Annotated in this window: 19 protein-coding genes; 14 read left to right on the top strand and 5 right to left on the bottom strand. The window is 48.9% G+C overall.

Annotation, left to right across the window (positions count from 1 at the left end; translation table 11 throughout):
* The first annotated feature begins 282 nt into the window (after window positions 1-282).
* The 9 genes from BBW69_RS00830 to nqrM all read left to right on the top strand — a co-directional run bounded on the left by BBW69_RS00830 (window position 283) and on the right by nqrM (window position 9576).
* The gene (locus tag BBW69_RS00830) at window positions 283-1704 is read left to right on the top strand and encodes a sodium:proton antiporter (protein WP_188210101.1); all 1422 of its coding nucleotides are present in this window, start codon (window positions 283-285) and stop codon (window positions 1702-1704) included.
* 244 nt (window positions 1705-1948) lie between these two features.
* A complete protein-coding gene (locus BBW69_RS00825) occupies window positions 1949-3292 on the top strand; it encodes a Na(+)-translocating NADH-quinone reductase subunit A (protein ID WP_188210100.1) in 1344 nt (447 codons plus the stop codon).
* 2 nt (window positions 3293-3294) lie between these two features.
* On the top strand, window positions 3295-4527 hold the full coding sequence (locus tag BBW69_RS00820) for an NADH:ubiquinone reductase (Na(+)-transporting) subunit B (RefSeq protein ID WP_188210099.1): 1233 nt from the start codon (window positions 3295-3297) through the stop codon (window positions 4525-4527).
* Entirely contained in the window at window positions 4520-5296 is a 777-nt protein-coding gene (locus tag BBW69_RS00815) for a Na(+)-translocating NADH-quinone reductase subunit C (RefSeq protein WP_070765262.1), read from the top strand. The genes BBW69_RS00820 and BBW69_RS00815 overlap by 8 nt, the downstream gene beginning before the upstream one ends.
* On the top strand, window positions 5296-5922 hold the full coding sequence (locus BBW69_RS00810; RefSeq protein WP_107859350.1) for an NADH:ubiquinone reductase (Na(+)-transporting) subunit D: 627 nt from the start codon (window positions 5296-5298) through the stop codon (window positions 5920-5922). Before BBW69_RS00815 ends, BBW69_RS00810 begins: the two co-directional genes overlap by 1 nt.
* A 3-nt stretch (window positions 5923-5925) precedes the next feature.
* Complete coding sequence (nqrE, locus tag BBW69_RS00805; protein ID WP_003675823.1) at window positions 5926-6519, top strand: NADH:ubiquinone reductase (Na(+)-transporting) subunit E; 594 nt, start codon at window positions 5926-5928, stop codon at window positions 6517-6519.
* A gap of 13 nt (window positions 6520-6532) precedes the next feature.
* Complete coding sequence (nqrF, locus tag BBW69_RS00800) at window positions 6533-7750, top strand: NADH:ubiquinone reductase (Na(+)-transporting) subunit F (protein ID WP_188210098.1); 1218 nt, start codon at window positions 6533-6535, stop codon at window positions 7748-7750.
* Window positions 7751-8279: 529 nt separating this feature from the next.
* Complete coding sequence (locus tag BBW69_RS00795; protein ID WP_188210097.1) at window positions 8280-9335, top strand: FAD:protein FMN transferase; 1056 nt, start codon at window positions 8280-8282, stop codon at window positions 9333-9335.
* A 25-nt stretch (window positions 9336-9360) separates the two neighbouring features.
* On the top strand, window positions 9361-9576 hold the full coding sequence (gene nqrM, locus BBW69_RS00790) for a (Na+)-NQR maturation NqrM (RefSeq protein WP_188210096.1): 216 nt from the start codon (window positions 9361-9363) through the stop codon (window positions 9574-9576).
* A gap of 124 nt (window positions 9577-9700) precedes the next feature.
* Here the strand turns inward: nqrM and grpE are convergent, their stop codons facing one another.
* Complete coding sequence (gene grpE, locus BBW69_RS00785; protein WP_107959894.1) at window positions 9701-10288, bottom strand: nucleotide exchange factor GrpE; 588 nt, start codon at window positions 10286-10288, stop codon at window positions 9701-9703.
* Between the two features lie 183 nt (window positions 10289-10471).
* On the opposite strand from grpE, the gene cysE reads away from it, so the two are divergent.
* Complete coding sequence (cysE, locus tag BBW69_RS00780) at window positions 10472-11290, top strand: serine O-acetyltransferase (RefSeq protein WP_188210095.1); 819 nt, start codon at window positions 10472-10474, stop codon at window positions 11288-11290.
* A 45-nt stretch (window positions 11291-11335) separates the two neighbouring features.
* On the opposite strand, the gene ubiB is transcribed toward cysE, so the two are convergent.
* The 4 genes from ubiB to BBW69_RS00760 form a co-directional block, all read right to left on the bottom strand.
* Window positions 11336-12847, bottom strand: coding sequence for a ubiquinone biosynthesis regulatory protein kinase UbiB (gene ubiB / locus BBW69_RS00775; protein ID WP_107959890.1), 1512 nt, complete (start codon window positions 12845-12847; stop codon window positions 11336-11338).
* 33 nt (window positions 12848-12880) lie between these two features.
* Window positions 12881-13330 (bottom strand): peptidase, encoded by a 450-nt coding sequence (locus tag BBW69_RS00770; RefSeq protein ID WP_107859358.1) that lies wholly within the window; start codon window positions 13328-13330, stop codon window positions 12881-12883.
* A gap of 159 nt (window positions 13331-13489) precedes the next feature.
* A complete protein-coding gene (gene erpA, locus BBW69_RS00765) occupies window positions 13490-13828 on the bottom strand; it encodes an iron-sulfur cluster insertion protein ErpA (RefSeq protein ID WP_002233615.1) in 339 nt (112 codons plus the stop codon).
* Between the two features lie 128 nt (window positions 13829-13956).
* On the bottom strand, window positions 13957-14643 hold the full coding sequence (locus BBW69_RS00760; protein WP_003675845.1) for a helix-turn-helix transcriptional regulator: 687 nt from the start codon (window positions 14641-14643) through the stop codon (window positions 13957-13959).
* A 187-nt stretch (window positions 14644-14830) separates the two neighbouring features.
* Here BBW69_RS00760 and BBW69_RS00755 point away from each other — a divergent pair, with 187 nt between their 5' ends.
* The 4 genes from BBW69_RS00755 to BBW69_RS00740 form a co-directional block, all read left to right on the top strand.
* On the top strand, window positions 14831-15103 hold the full coding sequence (locus tag BBW69_RS00755) for a hypothetical protein (RefSeq protein ID WP_107859359.1): 273 nt from the start codon (window positions 14831-14833) through the stop codon (window positions 15101-15103).
* Between the two features lie 178 nt (window positions 15104-15281).
* Complete coding sequence (dnaK, locus tag BBW69_RS00750) at window positions 15282-17210, top strand: molecular chaperone DnaK (protein WP_107859360.1); 1929 nt, start codon at window positions 15282-15284, stop codon at window positions 17208-17210.
* A 224-nt stretch (window positions 17211-17434) separates the two neighbouring features.
* The gene (locus BBW69_RS00745) at window positions 17435-19354 is read left to right on the top strand and encodes a TonB-dependent receptor (RefSeq protein WP_188210094.1); all 1920 of its coding nucleotides are present in this window, start codon (window positions 17435-17437) and stop codon (window positions 19352-19354) included.
* Window positions 19355-19411: 57 nt separating this feature from the next.
* The coding region (locus tag BBW69_RS00740) for an ABC transporter substrate-binding protein (RefSeq protein ID WP_188210093.1) at window positions 19412-20193 on the top strand (782 nt) is incomplete at its 3' end.

Raw genomic sequence — 20193 nt, 5'->3', positions numbered from 1 at the left:
CAAACATTTGTTAAGATAAATTTATTATAAGTTACCGATAGCCTATTATTTCAATATGGCAGGATATTGTTTTACATTGATATTTTCTCCTATTGTTCTGCAACCCCTCTTTACTTCCCCTTTCCATTCCCTAACGGATGCTTGGTATCTGTACGGCTTTTACATTACAATCAAACAGACAATATAACAAATCACAGCGCAGTTCGCCCGTCTGAGGACGGTCCGGAATATTTATCACGGCAAATGGTTATCAAACCGGATGCCAAATAAAAAGGAAGCACCATGCGCCACCTGACACTGCTGACATTTTTCTCCCTACCTGCAATCAGCTTGGCTGCCGACCTGGACGGCTCTACCCTTAATCTCTTATGGGGGCTGCCGTTTGCCATGATCCTGCTGTCTATTGCACTGGGTCCCCTGTTTTTTTCCTACATCTGGCATCACCATTTCGGCAAGATTACCGCATTTTGGACTTTGTCGTTCCTCATTCCCTTTTCGCTGATTTTTGGAGCAGAAGCTGGTATCCGTACCGTTGTCCACGCACTCATTGAAGAATACATACCGTTCATTCTGCTCCTATTGGCACTTTATACCATTTCAGGCGGCATATTTGTCGGAGGCAACCTTCGCGGCACCCCGAAACTCAATACCGCCCTGCTTGCCGTCGGTACGTCACTCGCCTCCATCATGGGAACGACTGGCGCGGCCATGTTGATGATCCGCCCTTTGCTGAAAGCCAATCAAACCCGTACCCACCGCGTGCACATCGTCATCTTCTTTATTTTCCTTGTCGCCAATATCGGCGGCGGCCTGACTCCGCTCGGCGATCCCCCGCTGTTCCTCGGTTTCCTAAAAGGCGTAGATTTCATGTGGACGGTCAAGCATATGCTTGCCCCGGTCCTAATTAGTGCCATTCTCCTCCTTACTACCTTCTACTTCATAGACAACCGCCTCTTCAAACAAGACGTTGCCGAACAAAGCAAGGCAACACGGCAACAATTACCCGAAAAAATTACTATTTTCGGAAAATGGAACTTCCTTTTACTCGCAGGAGTCGTCGGCGCAGTCTTGCTTTCAGGATTATGGAAACCCGACCACAACGGATTAGAAATCCTTGGCAGCCATTACGCCTTGCAAAACCTTGCACGCGACCTAGTTTTAATTATATTGACCGCCATATCTATCATTATCACACCCAAACAAGTACGTGCCGGCAATGAATTCAACTTTGATCCGATTGCCGAAGTAGGAAAACTCTTCCTCGGTATCTTCATTACCATTTTCCCCGTTCTGAGCATTCTGAAAGCAGGCGAAGCTGGGGCATTGGGCGGAGTGGTTTCATTGGTTCACGATGCAGGAGGCAACCCTGTCGACACCATGTATTTCTGGATGAGCGGCATATTGTCCTCCTTTTTAGACAATGCACCGACTTACCTGGTCTTCTTCAACATGGCAGGCGGCGATGCACATGCGCTGATGACCGGCCCACTGTTTCACTCTCTGCTTGCCGTATCCATGGGTTCGGTATTTATGGGGGCTCTGACCTACATCGGCAATGCACCGAATTTCATGGTTAAAGCCATCGCAGAACAACGCGGAATACCCATGCCTACCTTTTTCGGCTATATGGCGTGGTCTGTTGCATTTCTGGTTCCGATCTTTATCCTGCACACTTTTATCTTCTTCATTTTCAAACTACTGTAAATCCCATGCCGTCTGAACATTCAGACGGCATTTTAAATTCCAACATAATCAAATCAATATTTTGCCAAACTGATAACAAGGACGGCTCCGTAAGGAAAAAAGCGGCAAATCTGACAAACCAGCACAATTCCTGATAAAATCTAACACTTTGCTACATTAATTTATTCAATGCTTTTTGATACGCTGCGATACCGTATCAAAAACACGCCGTTCTCACCTTAACCATCACAAGTAATGCAAATCTATGATTAAAATCAAAAAAGGCCTAGACCTGCCTATCGCGGGCAGACCGGAGCAAGCCGTTTACGACGGTCCGGCCATTACCGAAGTCGCGTTGCTTGGCGAAGAATATGCCGGTATGCGCCCCTCAATGAAAATCAAGGAAGGCGAAGCCGTCAAAAAAGGCCAAGTGCTGTTTGAAGACAAAAAGAATCCGGGCGTAGTATTTACTGCTCCGGCTTCAGGCAAAATCGCCGCGATTCACCGTGGCGAAAAGCGCGTACTTCAGTCAGTCGTGATTGCCGTTGAAGGCAACGACGAAATCGAGTTCGAACGCTACGCACCTGAAGCGCTGGCAAAATTGAGCAGCAAAGAAGTGCGCCGCAATCTGATCCAATCCGGTTTGTGGACTGCGCTGCGCACCCGTCCGTTCAGCAAAATCCCTGCCGTCGATGCCGAGCCGTTCGCCATCTTCGTCAATGCGATGGACACCAATCCGCTGGCTGCCGATCCTACGGTTATCATCAAAGAAGCCGCCGAAGACTTCAAACGCGGCCTGCTGGTATTGAGCCGCCTGACCGAACGTAAAATCCATGTGTGTAAAGCAGCCGGCGCAGACGTGCCGTCTGAAAACGCTGCCAACATCGAAACACATGAATTTGGCGGTCCGCATCCTGCCGGTTTGAGTGGCACGCACATTCATTTCATCGAGCCAGTCGGTGCGAACAAAACCGTTTGGACCATCAATTATCAAGATGTGATTGCCATTGGCCGTTTGTTTGCAACAGGCCGTCTGAACACCGAGCGCGTAATTGCCTTAGGTGGTTCTCAAGTCAACAAACCACGCCTCTTGCGTACCGTTTTGGGTGCGAAAGTATCGCAAATTACTGCGGGCGAATTGGTTGACGCAGACAACCGCGTGATTTCCGGCTCAGTATTGAACGGTGCGATTGCACAAGGCGCGCACGATTACCTCGGCCGCTACCACAATCAGATTTCCGTTATCGAAGAAGGCCGTAGCAAAGAGCTGTTCGGCTGGGTTGCGCCACAACCGGACAAATACTCCATCACGCGCACAACCCTCGGCCATTTCCTGAAAAACAAACTCTTCAAGTTCAACACAGCCGTCAACGGCGGCGACCGCGCCATGGTACCGATCGGCACTTACGAGCGCGTGATGCCCTTGGATATCCTACCTACCCTGCTCTTACGCGATTTAATCGTCGGCGATACCGACAGCGCTCAGGCTTTGGGTTGCTTGGAATTGGACGAAGAAGACCTCGCTTTGTGCAGCTTCGTCTGCCCGGGCAAATACGAATACGGCCCGCTGTTGCGCAAGGTGCTGGAAACCATTGAGAAGGAAGGCTGATTATGGGCTTGAAACATTTTCTTGAAAAAATCGAACCGCACTTCCTGCCGGGCGGCAAACATGAAAAATGGTATGCCCTCTACGAAGCTGCAGCGACGATTTTCTATACATCCGGCGCGGTAACGCGCAAAGCGGCCCACGTCCGCGATGCACTCGACTCCAAGCGCATGATGATTTTGGTGTGGCTGGCTTTGTTCCCTGCCATGTTCTACGGTATGTACAACGTCGGCATACAGGCATTCGGTGCGTTAACGCCTGATTTGCTGCAACAAAACATCGCCAACGACTGGCATTACGCCCTTGCCAACGCTTTGGGCATCAATATGTCCTCTGAAGCGGGCGTGTTGGGCAAAATGCTGTTCGGCGCGATTTTCTTCCTGCCTATTTACGCGACCGTATTTGTCGTTGGCGGTTTCTGGGAAGTCTTGTTCGCCACCGTGCGCAAACACGAAATCAACGAGGGTTTCTTCGTGACTTCGATTCTGTTTGCCTTAATCGTTCCGCCTACGCTGCCGCTGTGGCAGGCCGCCTTGGGTATTACCTTCGGCGTGGTGGTTGCGAAAGAAGTATTCGGCGGTACGGGTAAAAACTTTATGAACCCTGCGCTGGCAGGCCGTGCCTTCTTGTTCTTCGCCTATCCCGCCAATATTACCGGCGACACCGTTTGGACAGCGGTTGATGGCTATTCCGGCGCAACTGCGCTGGCGCAATGGGCGGCAAATGGTTCAGAAGGCCTGAAAAATGCCGTTACCAATCAACCGATCACTTGGATGGATGCGTTTATCGGTAACTTGCCCGGTTCTATCGGCGAAGTATCCACTTTGGCGCTTTTAATCGGCGGCGCGTTTATCGTGTTTGCCCGCATCGCTTCTTGGCGCATTATTGCCGGCGTGATGATCGGTATGATTACCATGTCTTCGCTGTTTAATGTTATCGGTTCGGACACCAACGCCATGTTCTCCATGCCTTGGTACTGGCATCTGGTCGTCGGCGGCTTCGCCATCGGTATGCTGTTTATGGCGACCGACCCTGTTTCCGCTTCCTTTACCAATGTCGGCAAATGGTGGTACGGCGCGCTAATCGGCGTGATGTGCGTGTTAATCCGCGTGGTCAATCCGGCTTACCCCGAAGGCATGATGTTGGCGATTCTGTTTGCCAACCTGTTTGCCCCGATTTTCGACTATTTCGTCGCACAAGCGAACATCAAACGCAGAAAGGCGCGCAGCAATGGCTAAGAAATTCGATAAAGACAGCTTCAGCGGCACGCTGATTGTGGTATTGGTTGTCAGCCTGATTTGTTCCATCATCGTTGCTGGTGCGGTCGTCGGCTTGAAACCCATCCAAGAGAAACAAAAACTCCAAGACAAACAAGGCTATATCTTGAGCGTAGCCGGTTTGATGGATAAAAACACCGACATCAGCAAAACCTTTGCCGAGCGTATTGAGCAACGTGTCGTGGACTTGGCAACCGGCGAATACGTCGCCGATGCGCCTAAAGACTTCAGCGCACGCGTCGCCGGCAAAGACCCTGCCCAAAGCATCCAAATCAAACCTGAAGACGATTTGGCAGGCATCAAAAGCCGTGCCAAATATACCGAGGTTTACTTGGTAAAAGGTGAAGACGGCAAAGTCAGCCAAATCATCCTGCCTATGCACGGTAACGGCTTGTGGTCTGTCATGTACGGTTTTGTCGCCATCCAACCCGACGGCAACACCATCAACGGCATCACCTACTACGACCAAGGTGAAACCCCGGGCTTGGGTGGCGAAATCGGCAATCCGTTGTGGCAACAAAAATTCGTCGGCAAAAAACTGTTTGACGAACAAGGCAAACTCGCCCTGCATGTCGGCAAAGGCGCAAGTTCGGACAAAGAACACGGCGTAGATGCCCTCTCCGGCGCATCGCTGACGTCTAAAGGCGTGCAAGGTTCGTTCGCCTACTGGTTCGGCGAAAACGGCTATATCCCCTACCTGAACAAATTGAAATCAGCAGGAGCACAATAATGGCTGACATGAAACGCTTGAAATATTTAATGTTTTCACCCTTTATCGACAACAACCCGATTGCCTTGCAGGTTTTGGGTATTTGTTCGGCTTTGGCGGTTACCACCAAGCTTCAGACGGCCATCGTAATGGGTATTTCCGTAGCTTTGGTAACCGGTTTTTCCAGCTTTTTCATTTCATTGGTACGCAACTACATCCCCAACAGCATCCGTATTATTGTGCAAATGGCGATTGTTGCGTCGCTGGTTACGCTGGTTGACCAACTGCTCCAAGCCTTTGCTTATGAACTGTCCAAACAGCTGTCCGTATTCGTCGGCCTAATTATTACCAACTGTATCGTGATGGGCCGTGCCGAAGCATTCGCCATGAAAGAACCTCCTTTGGAGAGCTTGGTTGACGGTATCGGCAACGGCGCAGGTTACGGCATGATGTTGATCATCATCGCAACCATCCGCGAACTGATCGGCTCAGGCAAGCTCTTTGGCTACACCATTTTCCAAACCGTACAAGATGGCGGCTGGTATCAAACCAACGGCTTGTTCTTACTCGCCCCCAGCGCGTTCTTCATCATCGGCTTTTTGATTTGGGGTCTACGCACTTGGAAACCCGAACAGGCGGAGAAATAACACATGGAACATTACTTAAGCCTCTTTGTAAAATCCGTCTTTCTGGAAAACATGGCACTTTCCTTCTTCTTGGGGATGTGTACATTTTTGGCGGTATCTAAAAAAGTATCCACCGCATTCGGTTTGGGCGTTGCCGTAACTTTCGTACTCGGCCTGTCCGTCCCAGCCAACCAGCTCGTTTACTCGCTGCTCAAAGAAGGCGCGCTGGTTGAAGGTGTGGATCTGACCTTCCTGAAATTCATCACCTTCATCGGCGTAATTGCCGCTTTGGTGCAGATTTTGGAAATGTTCTTGGACAAATTCGTCCCTGCCCTCTACAACGCATTGGGTATCTACCTGCCTCTGATTACCGTAAACTGCGCAATTTTCGGTGCCGTTTCGTTTATGGCGCAACGCGAATACAACTTCGGTGAATCCGTCGTGTACGGCTTCGGCGCGGGCTTGGGCTGGATGTTGGCGATTGTCGCTTTGGCGGGCATTACCGAAAAAATGAAATATTCGGATGTCCCTAAAGGCCTCAAAGGCTTGGGTATTACCTTTATCGCCGCCGGCCTGATGGCGATGGCGTTTATGTCGTTCTCCGGCATCCAGTTATAAGAAAGGATTCGGCATGGAAATTATTTTAGGTATCGTGATGTTCACCGTCATCGTCTTAGCTTTGGCACTGATGATCCTGTTTGCCAAATCCAAGTTGGTGAGCGAAGGCGACATCACCATCAAAGTCAATGATGAAACAGAGCTGACAATGCCTGCCGGCGGCAAACTGTTGGGCGCACTTGCCAGCCAAGGCATCTTCGTTCCTTCCGCCTGCGGTGGCGGCGGCTCATGCGGTCAGTGCCGCGTTGTCGTGAAAAGCGGCGGCGGCGACATTCTGCCAACCGAGTTGTCCCACATCAGCAAACGCGAAGCGCGCGAAGGCTGCCGTCTGTCTTGTCAGGTCAACGTCAAAACCGACATGGACATCGAAGTCCCTGAAGAAGTGTTCGGTGTGAAAAAATGGGAATGCACTGTCATCTCCAACGACAACAAAGCCACGTTCATTAAAGAACTCAAACTTGCCATTCCCGAAGGCGAAGAAGTTCCCTTCCGTGCCGGCGGCTACATTCAAATCGAAGCCCCGCCGCACACTGTTGCCTACAAAGACTTCGACATTCCTAAGGAATATCACGAAGACTGGGATAAATACAATCTGTGGCAATACGTTTCCAAAGTGGATGAGCCGATTTTGCGTGCCTACTCCATGGCTTCGTACCCTGAAGAAAAAGGCATCATCATGCTGAACGTTCGTATCGCTACGCCTCCTCCTCGCGTACCTGATGCGCCTCCGGGACAAATGTCTTCTTACATCTGGTCGCTCAAAGCTGGTGACAAAGTAACGATTTCCGGTCCGTTCGGTGAGTTCTTTGCCAAAGACACCGATGCCGAAATGGTATTTATCGGCGGTGGTGCGGGTATGGCTCCGATGCGTTCCCACATTTTCGACCAGCTGAAACGTTTGAACTCCAAACGCAAAATCACCTTCTGGTACGGTGCACGTTCCAAACGCGAAATGTTCTATGTTGAAGACTTCGACCAACTCGCAGCAGAATTCCCGAACTTCACATGGCACGTCGCCTTATCCGACCCGTTGCCGGAAGACAACTGGGACGGTTATACAGGCTTCATTCACAACGTGGTTTACGAAAACCACCTGAAAAACCATGAAGCACCGGAAGACTGCGAATTCTACATGTGTGGCCCTCCAATCATGAACCAGTCCGTCATCAAAATGCTCAAAGACTTAGGCGTGGAAGACGAAAACATCCTCTTGGACGATTTCGGCGGTTAAATATTCGGCTTCAAACACAAAAGGAAGAAACTTCGGTTTCTTCCTTTTTTTATCCCGATGCCGTCTGAAATCCTTCAGACGGCATCCGCCAATGCCCATATAAATATCCGTTGTTTTCCTATCTTTGTATCCTGCGGTGGATGTGCGGTTAAATATTTTGACGAAAAAAACAAAGAAGTATACTTGTTTTTAGTTATGGTTGATTCCATAACTAAAAAGTATCGATAAACCCATTTCGCGAGGTACGGATAATGTCTGACAGTTTTGAAAACAGCCCCGAATACGATGATTGGATTGAATCGGGCGGTCGTGATGAAGATTACGAATACTACTACAATAAATGGCAACGCAGGACGCGCTGACCATTAAACCCTGACAAACCGGCTTGTAAAACACCGGTTTGTTTTTTTATTACCGCCCCCTTAAACAGCGGGTGATACCCCTGATGCCTTTCAGACGGCATCAACATAAAAACATACCGGCCGTTTTGCGATATAATTCAAGCCATTTGCCAAGACTATCAAATACTATGCCGTCTGAAACACGCCTGCCGAACTTTATCCGCGCCTTGATATTTGCCCTGAGTTTTATCTTCCTGAACGCCTGTTCGGAACAAACCACGCAAACCGTTACCCTGCAAGGCGAGACCATGGGCACGACCTATACCGTCAAATATCTTTCAGACGGCCACGATAAACTCCCCTCCCCTGCCGAAATACAAAAACGCATTGATGACGCGCTTAAAGAAGTCAATCGGCAAATGTCCACCTATCAGCCTGATTCCGAAATCAGCCAGTTCAACCAACACACAGCCGACAAACCCCTCCGCATTTCAAGCGACTTCGCACACGTTACCGCCGAAGCCATCCGCCTGAACCGCCTGACGCACGGCGCACTGGACGTAACCGTCGGCCCTTTGGTCAACCTTTGGGGATTCGGTCCCGACAAATCCGTTACCCGGGAACCGACACCGGAACAAATCAAACAAGCAGCATCTTATACGGGCATAAACAAAATCATTTTGCAACAAGACAAAGATTCCGCCTCCTTGAGCAAAACCCACCCCAAAGCCTATTTGGATTTATCTTCGATTGCCAAAGGCTTCGGCGTTGATAAAGTTGCGGGCGAACTGGAAAAATACGGCATTCAAAATTATCTGGTAGAAATCGGCGGCGAGTTGCACGGCAAAGGGAAAAACGCGCGTGGCGAACCGTGGCGCATCGGTATCGAGCAACCCAATATCATCCAAGGCGGCAATACTCAAATCATCGTCCCGCTGAACAACCGTTCGCTTGCCACATCCGGCGATTACCGTATTTTCCACGTCGATAAAAGCGGCAAACGCCTCTCCCACATCATCAATCCCAACAACAAACGACCCATCAGCCACAACCTCGCCTCCATCAGTGTTGTCGCAGACAGCGCGATGACGGCGGACGGCTTATCCACAGGATTATTTGTTTTAGGCGAAACCGAAGCCTTAAAGCTGGCAGAACAAGAAAAACTCGCCGTTTTCCTGATTGTCAGGGATAAGGACGGCTACCGCACCGCCATGTCTTCCGAATTTGAAAAGCTGCTCCGCTAAACATACAAACCGATTAGGAAACACCATGAAAACCCTGCTCCTTACCTTCGGCATCTTCCTGCTGGTCATCATCGGCATGGCAGTCGGCTATATCTTCTCCAAACGCACCATCAAGGGAAGTTGCGGCGGCATTACCGCTTTAGGTATGAAAAAAATGTGCGACTGCGACACACCTTGCGACACCCTGCAAAAAAAGCTAGATGAAGAAAAACAGTCAGATAGCATCAGAATTGACCGTTGACACTGAAACAAAATGCCGTCTGAAAACCCGATTTACGGTTTCAGACGGCATTGCCGTTTTATTAAAGGCGACCCATACGCAAAACGCGCTTCAGGAAATAAATCAGATTATTCCCCAGGCGCCTTCAGGCTTCCTTTTGCGCCACCGTAACCATTGCAGGACGCAACACACGGTCGGACAGGGTATAGCCCTTCTTCATCACACCAACCACGGTATTGGGTTCCTGCTCACTGGCCACCGCCTGCATCGCCTGATGAATATTGGGATCAAGCTTATCGCCCGCTTTAGGATTGATTTCCTTGATTTGTGTGGCATCAAATGCTTTCTGCAACTCGTTCAAAGTCATCTGCACACCCATTTTCAACGCATCAAAATTGCCGCTTTGATCCAAAAGTGCCATTTCCAGATAATCCTTGACCGGCAACATTTCTACTGCAAACTTCTGCCCGGCGAACTTATGCGTATCGGCAATTTCCTGCTGATGGCGTCGGCGTAGGTTTTGCTCGTTTGCCAAAGCACGCAGCTGCTCGTCTTTCAACTGCGCTTCCAACTCGGCAATACGAGCCTGCAAATCCTCATAAGTCGGCTCGGCAGAGACCGGCTCCTGCTCTCCTGCACCGTTTTCTGCTGTTTCGGCAGCCTCTACGGTTTCAACTGTTTCCACATTTTCAACCGCCTCTTCACTATTTTGCTGCTGCGTCTGTTCGCTCATATCGTATCCCTTAAAACAAATTGAAAATCAAAATCTGGTTATACCTGACATAAGATAAGGACGTTGCCAAGAAACTTCAAGCAAAAGCAGAGAATTTCAAATTCATTTTCAAATCCCCTACCGAAAAAATAATATAGACGGTAAGATACTGCCGACCATATCGATTTTCAAACGTCATCACTCATGAAAAAAGACCATTTAAACACAGCCGGTTTCAACTTGTGGCAGACCATACGGGAGGAAACCGAAGCGGCAGCCGCAGCCGAACCCATGCTAGCCAGCTTCCTGCATCAAACTGTTTTACGGCACGAATCTCTAGACTCCGTCCTTTCCTACCACCTTTCCAGCAAACTCGGCAGCCCGATTATGGACGTGCGCGCCCTGTTTGAAATTTACCAGCAGGCATTAGGCAGCGATGAGAAAATCAGTAAATGCGTCGAGGCAGACTTGAAGGCCATCTACGAGCGTGACCCGGCATGCGACGAATACACGCTTCCGCTGCTATATTTCAAGGGTTTCCACGCCATTCAGGCACACCGCATCAACCACTGGCTATACTTAAACGGACGTAAAACGCTGGCCTATTTCCTGCAAAACCGGATGTCTGAAGTATTCGGGGTGGACATCCATCCCGCCGCGCATTTCGGACACGGACTGATGCTCGACCACGCCACCGGCTTTGTTGCCGGCGAGACTGCCGTTTTAGGCAACAACATTTCGATTCTACACGGCGTAACCTTAGGCGGTTCAGGTAAAGAGGGCGGCGACCGCCACCCTAAAATCGGCAACGGCGTCATGATTGGAGCAAACGCCTCGATATTGGGCAATATCCGTATCGGAGACAATGCCAAAATCGGGGCCGGCAGCGTTGTGGTTTCAGACGTACCGTCTTCCATCACTGTTGTCGGCGTACCCGCCAAACCCGTGGCACGCGCACCCAAAACACCGTCGGCCGATATGGATCAAAATATCCAGTTTACCGAAATCGACTTTATCATCTGAACACCCGTAAAAATGCCGTCTGAAATTTATTTCAGACGGCATTTCTTATTTCAAAAGCAAGATTAGCAGTAAAACAAACGCTATTGCCCCCAGCCACATGCTTTGCCGTTGCTGCACTTTGACTAAATGAATATAAGCATCACGCATTTCCTGCTGGCGGTTTTCATCAATCAACGCACTGATTTTACGCGGCAATGAAGGGATGATTTGCGCCCAGTCAGGGGCTTCGTTTTTAAGGTTACGCCAAAGGGCTTTGGGGCCGACCTGTTCGTTCATCCATTTTACCAAAAACGGTTTGGCGGTTTTCCATAAGTCTAAATCGGGATCAAGCTGCCGTCCCAAGCCTTCGATGTTGAGCAGCGTTTTTTGCAGCAATACCAGCTGCGGCTGGATTTCGACGTTGAAGCGGCGGCTGACTTCAAACAGGCGCATCAGCACCAAGCCGAAGGAAATCTGCGAAATCGGTTTGTTGAACACAGGTTCGCACACGGCGCGAACCGCGGCTTCCAATTCTTCCGCGCGCGTGTCGGCGGGCACCCAGCCCGATTCGATGTGGGCAGTGGCGACGCGGTGGTAATCGCGGTTGAAGAAGGCGAGGAAGTTGATGGCGAGGTAGCGTTTGTCGTAATCGGTCAGCGTACCGACAATGCCGAAATCAAGGGCGATGTAGCGGTTGTCAGCGGCGACCAAAATATTGCCGGGATGCATATCCGCATGGAAAAAACCGTCGCGGAAGACTTGCGTGAAGAAGATTTCCACTCCGTAATCGGCGAGTTTATGCAAATCGATGCCGTCTGCTTTGAGTTTGGCGATATCGGATACCGGCGTACCGTCCATCCATTCGATGGTCAGTACGTCGCTGGTGCAGTAGTCGTAAAACACTTTAGGCACAATCAGCATATCGCTGTTTTGGAAATTGCGACCGAGCTGGCTGGCATTGGCGGCTTCGCGCATCAAATCCAATTCGTCGTGCAGGTATTTGTCAAATTCGGCCACCACTTCGCGCGGCTTCAAACGCTTGCCGTCTGAAAACAAACGCTCTACCCAGCCTGCGCCAAAACGCATCAGAGACAAATCCTGTTCGATAACGGGCAACAGGTTGGGGCGCAAGACTTTCACTGCGACCTGTTCGCCCGAATGCAGGCGAGCTTTGTGTACCTGGGCGATGGACGCGCTGGCGACAGGCTCGGTTTCAAATTCCGCGTATAAAACGTCGATGGATTGTCCCAGAGATTTTTCGATTTGCGAGCGTGAAAGTTGCGCGTCGAACGGCGGCACTTTGTCTTGCAGCCTTGCCAGTTCGACCGCGTAATCATGCGGAATCAAATCGGGGCGCGTAGAGAGGACCTGTCCGAACTTGATGAAAATCGGCCCCAAGCTTTCCAATGCAAGGCGAAGTCGGACGGGCGGAGGTTCATTTTTAAATCTGGAAGATTGCGGCATCATTTTCAGCAAACCGTATATCCAGCCGCGCCGAACCAATCCGGCACACAATCCTGCCAATCGGTAGTAATAAAGAGTCCCGACAATAACCGTCAGGCGTTTCAACCATTTCATACAAAAGCCCCAAACACGTCGCTTATCGAACAATCAAAAAACCTTACCAATAAGATAGCCCAAAAAAGCAACCAACAATGCTAAAAACAGCAACCTGGTATTCTGAGGCAGAGGCTCGGATTTTGGCGATACGGTTTTATCCTTTTCTTTTACATCTGTCTCAAAATCCTCAAACGGCAGTTCCACCACCTCATCTTCCGTTTCCGACTGCTCGATTGTTTCCAACTCCATATATCTTCGGGTAACAATATCCAAACCCAAATAGCTGAAATAATCATGCAGCTCACCCCGCTTTTCCCATGTACATTTTTCCTCGACCAGCACCTGTGGTTTAGAAGCGAGCGAATCGATGATTTTCTCTGCCAGCCCCTCATCCAAATTTTCCCGAAGACAGACTTGAATCCTCTCCTGATCGACTCCGGGCGGATAGGAAACATATATATCGTACAAATCGTTTTGGTAATTTTTACTCATCTCAATCATAATGGAACTAATATATTCAATACTGTTCCGCCAATTCCTTACAAAAAATCAGATTATTCTTTAAAAATCGAATTATATGCGAATTTATCCCGGTAATATATTTTCCCAAAAATAAAAATGCCGTCTGAACAATCAGACGGCATGGCACCGACCGGTCGGTTATACAGAAAACGACGATCCGCAACCACAAGTGGTTTCCGCATTCGGATTACGGATAACAAACTGCGAGCCTTGCAAGCTTTCCGTATAGTCTATCTCCGCACCGACCAAATATTGATAACTCATCGGATCGACCAAAAAGACCAAACCGTTTTTCTCAATTTCAAAGTCATCATCGTTTTTAATTTCATCAAAAGTAAATCCATACTGGAAACCAGAGCAGCCGCCGCCGTTGACAAAAACCCGCAATTTCAAATCAGGGTTATTTTCTTCGGCAATCAAATCCGCAACTTTTGTACAGCAGCTGTCAGTAAAGATAATAGGGCTTTCGTCCGACATGGTGTTATTCCTTAATATAATATTTTTGCATTCTCTCTCAAACCCCTTGCAAAGGCAAGCAAGGACTTTTCCTTAAAAAGAGATCGCTTCATAAATAAGTTTAATCCCCTGCAATTTCAAGTCCCGACTCAAATCATCCTGCCGAACCACTCCACACGCCCGATAATTTCCACATCATCGGTCAGATTATTCAAATTAATTTCAAAAGCAGGATAAGCTTCGTTGGCAGAAATGACGTTGATTATCCCGCCGGGAACAATTTGCAGACGTTTGACCAGCAAGTTTTCATTAATCCGCAACACGTACAAGCCATCCTTTGGCGTATTTTCCCCATGGTTGACCAGGATGGTATCTCCATCATTTAAAACCCCCTCCATAGAATCTCCCTTAACAGAAATCACAGATAGGTTTTTCGTATCACGGGTAACATAATTTTCAATCCAATGCCGTCTGAAAGCCATTGTAAATACAGGTTCTTCATGACCGACAAATTGTCCATACCCTGCAGCCGCACGGATATCATATCTTGGCACGAAAACAAATTCGTCTGTATCGACCTCATTGCCAAAAGTATCATAGGCAACAGACTTTACCTGATTCCCCCCGGGAAATGGCTCTCCCTCACCGGTCAACAACCAATCAATACTACAACCCTTCAATTGTTTGATTTTCTTTAATGTTTCAGACTTAGGCAAACCACCTTCATTCCATATCCTACTAAAACCCGCAATCGTCATCTCAATATCAGATGCAATTTTCGCCTGCTTCGCTTCATTTTTCCATAGAAAAATCAATCTATCTTTAAAGGTTTCCATAAATATCTTTCCCCTTCCCTAAATTCCATCATGCAAAGTAAACATAAAATATATTTTACCTTAGTTATATAAAAAATAAAATAAATATGATAAACTAAATTCAAACTATGATTTATCTTACGCAAATACCAAATATTAAGATTTTTCATCAATCAACCACCAATTTAACAGGTGAAAGGACATAAATATGAAAAAATCCGGTAAATATTTCCTCTATACAACAGCATTTATCTTATCCTGCTTTGCTTTTTCAGAAAGCCATTCGGAAGCCAAACAGCCGGAAATCACTTTGTCCTCCTCACTATGCGAACAACTCAGCATACTGAACGCAAAAAATATGGATTCAGAACAAATTTCATTATCCAAGGAATGCGACATCATCGAATCCTCGCATGACTGGGAAAAGGAATACGGAAACTTAAATGAGCAAGAAATGCTCGCCGGTATTATCTATGAATAAGTTTATTAATAATCTGAATATTAGATTCAAATATAAATCCAATATTTTCATATATTTATATGTTTACACCTGTATAAGAACTTGAAACCGTCCCACTCCCGCCCTATTTAATGCGCATCGGGACACAACGTTCCAGCATATTTCTTAGAATAAGCAAAATCAAATTAGGAGTATCCATATGGCAAAAGTAATCGGTATCGACTTAGGTACAACCAACTCTTGTTTGGCCATCTCTGAAAACGGTCAAACCAAAGTTATCGAAAACGCAGAAGGTGCACGCACCACTCCTTCCGTTATCGCTTATTTGGACGGTGGCGAAATCCTCGTCGGCGCGCCTGCAAAACGCCAAGCGGTAACCAACGCTAAAAACACTATTTACGCCGCCAAACGTTTGATTGGCCACAAATTTGAAGACAAAGAAGTCCAACGCGACATCGAATCTATGCCTTTCGAAATCATCAAAGCCAACAACGGCGACGCATGGGTGAAAGCGCAAGGCAAAGAGCTGTCTCCTCCTCAAATTTCCGCAGAAGTTTTGCGTAAAATGAAAGAAGCCGCCGAAGCTTACTTGGGTGAAAAAGTAACCGAAGCCGTAATTACCGTTCCGGCCTACTTCAACGACAGCCAACGCCAAGCCACCAAAGACGCGGGCCGTATCGCTGGTTTGGACGTAAAACGCATCATTAACGAACCAACCGCAGCCGCTTTAGCATTCGGTATGGACAAAGGCGACAACAAAGACCGCAAAGTAGCCGTATATGACTTGGGCGGCGGTACCTTCGATATTTCCATCATCGAAATCGCCAACCTCGACGGCGACAAACAATTCGAAGTATTGGCAACCAACGGCGATACCTTCTTGGGCGGCGAAGACTTCGACCAACGCCTCATCGACCACATCATCGCCGAGTTCAAAAAAGAACAAGGCATTGATTTGAAACAAGACGTGATGGCATTGCAACGTCTGAAAGAAGCTGCCGAAAAAGCCAAAATCGAATTGTCCAGCGGCCAGCAAACCGAAATCAACCTGCCGTACATCACCATGGACGCAACCGGCCCGAAACACTTGGCAATGAAAATTACCCGTGCCAAATTCGAGAGCCTGGTTGAAGACCTGATTGCCCGCTCTATCGAGCCTTGCCGCACCGCATTGAAAGATGCCGGCTTGAGCACCAGCGACATCGACGACGTAATTTTGGTCGGCGGTCAAAGCCGTATGCCGAAAGTACAAGAAGCCGTTAAAGACTTCTTCGGCAAAGAACCGCGCAAAGACGTGAACCCTGACGAAGCCGTTGCCGTAGGCGCAGCGATTCAAGGCGAAGTATTAAGCGGCGGCCGCAGCGACGTATTGCTGCTGGACGTAACGCCTCTGTCTTTGGGTATCGAAACCATGGGTGGCGTGATGACCAAGCTGATTCAGAAGAACACTACCATCCCGACCAAAGCGTCGCAAGTGTTCTCTACCGCCGAAGACAACCAAAGCGCAGTAACCATCCATGTGCTGCAAGGTGAACGCGAACGCGCCTCCGCCAACAAATCTTTGGGTCAGTTCAACTTGGGCGACATCGCACCCGCACCGCGCGGCACGCCACAAATCGAAGTAACCTTCGATATTGACGCCAACGGTATCCTGCACGTTTCCGCCAAAGACAAAGGCACTGGCAAAGCCGCCAACATCACCATCCAAGGTTCTTCAGGTTTGAGCGAAGAAGAAATCGAACGCATGGTGAAAGATGCTGAAGCCAATGCCGAGGAAGATAAAAAACTGACTGAATTGGTCGCTTCCCGCAACCAAGCTGAAGCCCTGATTCACTCCGTGAAAAAATCTTTGGCCGACTACGGCGACAAACTCGACGCAGCCGAGAAAGAAAAAATCGAAGCCGCGCTGAAAGAAGCTGAAGAAGCAGTTAAAGGCGACGACAAAGCAGCTATCGATGCCAAAGCCGAAGCTTTGGGTGCAGCCAGCCAAAAACTGGGTGAAATGGTTTACGCTCAAGCGCAAGCCGAAGCCCAAGCAGGTGAAAGCGCACAAGCCAATGCTTCTGCAAAGAAAGACGATGACGTCGTAGATGCCGACTTTGAAGAAGTAAAAGACGACAAAAAATAATTGATGCCGTCTGAAAAAACGCGAACCATTCGGTTCGCGTTTTTTTTCAATTGCGACAAAAGACCATAGAATGACAGAGGTTCCAAGTTCATCTACCGTAATATTCCCAAGCCCAAGTTCCAACTGTTGTATCGGTTCTCTGGAAATTTTTCATATTATTTTCTTATTTACTTAAATTTTTTTTAATAGGATAATAAATAATAATTATTATCATGAGCTAAAAAATGAAACTAAATACTCTCACATGGGCTTTGATGACCGTTTTTTCCGTTGCTCCATCTTGGGCAGAACAACTGGCAAATACTGAAGAAATACAATCCGTCAAAACCTTCTCCCCTCCCAAACCGATTGCACCGACCGCAGCACAAGGCTATTTCCCCGAAAACCAATTCGACCGTACCGACCGCAGCGATTATTACTTTGTTACCGAAAACATAGACCAAGCCTTCCGTCCGCTGAAGGCAAACAGCGGTTTTTACGGCAAAAGCTTTTACAACTCCGTTACCGCACAAGCGCGTGGGGCGAATGTTTACGGCGTAGCCAACCTCAATCACACCAAGGCAAACGGCTACAAAGATGGCGGTAGGCGCGACACCGATTGGAAATACAGCCGCTTCAATCAGGCTTTGGTACTCGGTTTCGTGCCGTCTGAAAACCAGGAATACCGCCTCACCTACCTACACGACGACATCAACGACGACCGCCAACCGCAGTTCGTCAACGACGCATTGGACACCGAACGCCACATCTCCAAACTCAACGCGCGTTGGGGCAATGCCGATTTAAGCAATACGGTCAGCGCGGAAGCAGGCATCATCAAACTCAAACGCCGCGCCGACAATTACTCCCTGCGTCAAAACAATACGCAGCAGAAAGCGTTCGTAGAACTTGACCGCAAAGTGTATGATTTCTCGCTTAAACACGACGCAGATTTCGGCAAGTTCCACAACACGGCCGTAGCCAGCTACCGCAACGACAGCCAAAACGGCGAGCGCAACGCCCACACTCCCATGCGCGATTTCCTCAACGGCTACCGTTTCGCCGATGTGCACATCTACCGCTGGCGCATTGCCGATACCTTATCTTACAAGTTTGACGACCGACACAAACTGGGCTTGGGCTTAAGCTACGAACTCAACGAAGCGGACATTCGCAAAAATACGGCACAGCCTGAAAACCCAATAAAACCCGGTTTCCCCTTCGCCTCATCACAACAAATCTGGAAAACCCATTACGGCTACGACTTCAACGGCAAAGTACGCCGTCATGCTTTGTCGGGCGAACTCAAATACGATTTCACGCCGTCTGAAACGCAAAAATACAACGTTTCCCTCGCGCATTTGGAACGCATCGGCGACAACACCGAACGCTTCAACTCGCTTGCCGCCATCGTGCAAAACCGCATGAACGGCGCGCTGATGAATCAAAATCCGGCCGCCGCCATCGCAGGCAATCCCCTGCTGAAAACCGAAAAACACAACCGCATCAAGCTCACCGCCGACAGCCGTAACGACTACTACAACGGCTACATGAACTCGTTTGCAGGTGCGGGCTGGAACATGGGCGGCACACTTGTGGCGGACAAAGTCAAAGACCTGATTATTTTTGACCGCGCACACGGACAAAGCGGTATTTCATCCAACGGCGGCGGCATTATCACACGCAACGTGGACGCACGATTGTTTACCGCGCAGGTCTACGCGCGTTACAACTTCAATCCGCACTGGGCGGCAGGCATCAAAGCTGCCTACAATTACGGACACAACGAAACCGACGGCAGACCGCTCTATCAAATCCGTCCGTTTGAAGCCGCCGTCCAAGCCGACTACAAAAACTACTTTGCCCACGGCAGCTACAACATCGGCGCCGCAACACGCTTTGTCGCCAAACAAACGCGCGGCGATTTTGATGCGGCAAGCGGTCTGGGCATAGACAAACGCGAAGCCGCCAAAGGCTTTACCGTTGCCGACGTGTATGCCGGCATGAACATCAAAGACAAATACGGCTTGCGCTTGGGCGTGAACAACGTATTCAACAAAAAATACGACGAACACATCAGCGGCGACCACGTCCTCGCCCTATCCCCCAGCGTAGTGTATGCACCGGGCAGGACATATTGGTTGAGTTTGCATGCGGCATTTTAAAACCATGCCGTCTGAAAAAATGCCTACACTGGCTTATTAAGAATTAGGAGATAAAAAATGGATATGAAAAGACGTGATTTCTTAAAAATGACCGCCGCTCTGGCAGCCGCAGGCGTTTCGCCTTCATTGTTGGCTGCCGGTAAAGAACAATTTACCGTGTACGGCGCACCGGCAATGCCCAGCGTAACCATTGCCGTAGCAGCGTTGCAAGGCAAGCTGGCGAAACAGGCGGATGTATCGCTAAAAATTTGGCGTTCGCCCGACCAACTTCGCGCAGGCGTAGCGAGCGGACAATTTAAAGTAATGATGAGCCCGAGCAATGTCGGCGTGAACCTGCGCAACCAAGGGCAGAAAGTCGGCATGGTCAATATTTTGACCAACGGCATCACACAGCTGATGTGCAAAGGCAGCGCGATTGCCTCGCCGCAGGATTTGGTCGGCAAAAAAATCCTTGTGCCGTTTAAAAACGATATGCCCGACATCGTGCTGCAAGCCTTGTTGAAAAAACTGAAAATCGACGCACACAAAGTCAGCATTACCTACGCTGCCACACCGCCCGAAGCAGTCGGACTGTTTCTAAGTAAAGATTACCACGGCGTCATCCTGCCCGAACCGATGGCAACCGCCAGCCTGCTCAAAGGTAAAACCATGGGCATAAACGTCGTACGCGGCTTTGATTTGGTAAAAGCATGGGGGCAGGCGTTTGACACCAAACCACTGATTCCGATGGCGGGCATCATCGCCAACGAAGAATATTTCCACGCACACAAGGCGCAGTTCGACCTCTTCCATCAGGATTTGAAAAACGCGCTCAACTGGATACTGGCCAACCGACAAAG

Source organism: Neisseria sp. RH3002v2f (assembly GCF_014596375.1).
Classification (GTDB): Bacteria; Pseudomonadota; Gammaproteobacteria; order Burkholderiales; family Neisseriaceae; genus Neisseria; species Neisseria cinerea.
The sequence above is the reverse complement of the archived record's forward strand: the minus strand, read 5'-3'. Positions and strand labels throughout refer to the sequence as shown.

What these genes read in the sequence shown, in the direction of transcription:
- BBW69_RS00810 (WP_107859350.1), top strand. Translation starts at nt 5,296, where the DNA reads ATGGCTGACATGAAACGCTTGAAATATTTAATGTTTTCACCCTTTATC.
- erpA (WP_002233615.1), bottom strand. Translation starts at nt 13,828, where the DNA reads ATGTCGGACGAAAGCCCTATTATCTTTACTGACAGCTGCTGTACAAAA.
- BBW69_RS00820 (WP_188210099.1), top strand. Translation starts at nt 3,295, where the DNA reads ATGGGCTTGAAACATTTTCTTGAAAAAATCGAACCGCACTTCCTGCCG.
- nqrE (WP_003675823.1), top strand. Translation starts at nt 5,926, where the DNA reads ATGGAACATTACTTAAGCCTCTTTGTAAAATCCGTCTTTCTGGAAAAC.
- BBW69_RS00755 (WP_107859359.1), top strand. Translation starts at nt 14,831, where the DNA reads ATGAAAAAATCCGGTAAATATTTCCTCTATACAACAGCATTTATCTTA.
- BBW69_RS00745 (WP_188210094.1), top strand. Translation starts at nt 17,435, where the DNA reads ATGAAACTAAATACTCTCACATGGGCTTTGATGACCGTTTTTTCCGTT.
- nqrM (WP_188210096.1), top strand. Translation starts at nt 9,361, where the DNA reads ATGAAAACCCTGCTCCTTACCTTCGGCATCTTCCTGCTGGTCATCATC.
- BBW69_RS00825 (WP_188210100.1), top strand. Translation starts at nt 1,949, where the DNA reads ATGATTAAAATCAAAAAAGGCCTAGACCTGCCTATCGCGGGCAGACCG.
- nqrF (WP_188210098.1), top strand. Translation starts at nt 6,533, where the DNA reads ATGGAAATTATTTTAGGTATCGTGATGTTCACCGTCATCGTCTTAGCT.
- BBW69_RS00815 (WP_070765262.1), top strand. Translation starts at nt 4,520, where the DNA reads ATGGCTAAGAAATTCGATAAAGACAGCTTCAGCGGCACGCTGATTGTG.
- BBW69_RS00830 (WP_188210101.1), top strand. Translation starts at nt 283, where the DNA reads ATGCGCCACCTGACACTGCTGACATTTTTCTCCCTACCTGCAATCAGC.
- ubiB (WP_107959890.1), bottom strand. Translation starts at nt 12,847, where the DNA reads ATGAAATGGTTGAAACGCCTGACGGTTATTGTCGGGACTCTTTATTAC.
- BBW69_RS00770 (WP_107859358.1), bottom strand. Translation starts at nt 13,330, where the DNA reads ATGATTGAGATGAGTAAAAATTACCAAAACGATTTGTACGATATATAT.
- BBW69_RS00795 (WP_188210097.1), top strand. Translation starts at nt 8,280, where the DNA reads ATGCCGTCTGAAACACGCCTGCCGAACTTTATCCGCGCCTTGATATTT.
- grpE (WP_107959894.1), bottom strand. Translation starts at nt 10,288, where the DNA reads ATGAGCGAACAGACGCAGCAGCAAAATAGTGAAGAGGCGGTTGAAAAT.
- BBW69_RS00760 (WP_003675845.1), bottom strand. Translation starts at nt 14,643, where the DNA reads ATGGAAACCTTTAAAGATAGATTGATTTTTCTATGGAAAAATGAAGCG.
- cysE (WP_188210095.1), top strand. Translation starts at nt 10,472, where the DNA reads ATGAAAAAAGACCATTTAAACACAGCCGGTTTCAACTTGTGGCAGACC.
- dnaK (WP_107859360.1), top strand. Translation starts at nt 15,282, where the DNA reads ATGGCAAAAGTAATCGGTATCGACTTAGGTACAACCAACTCTTGTTTG.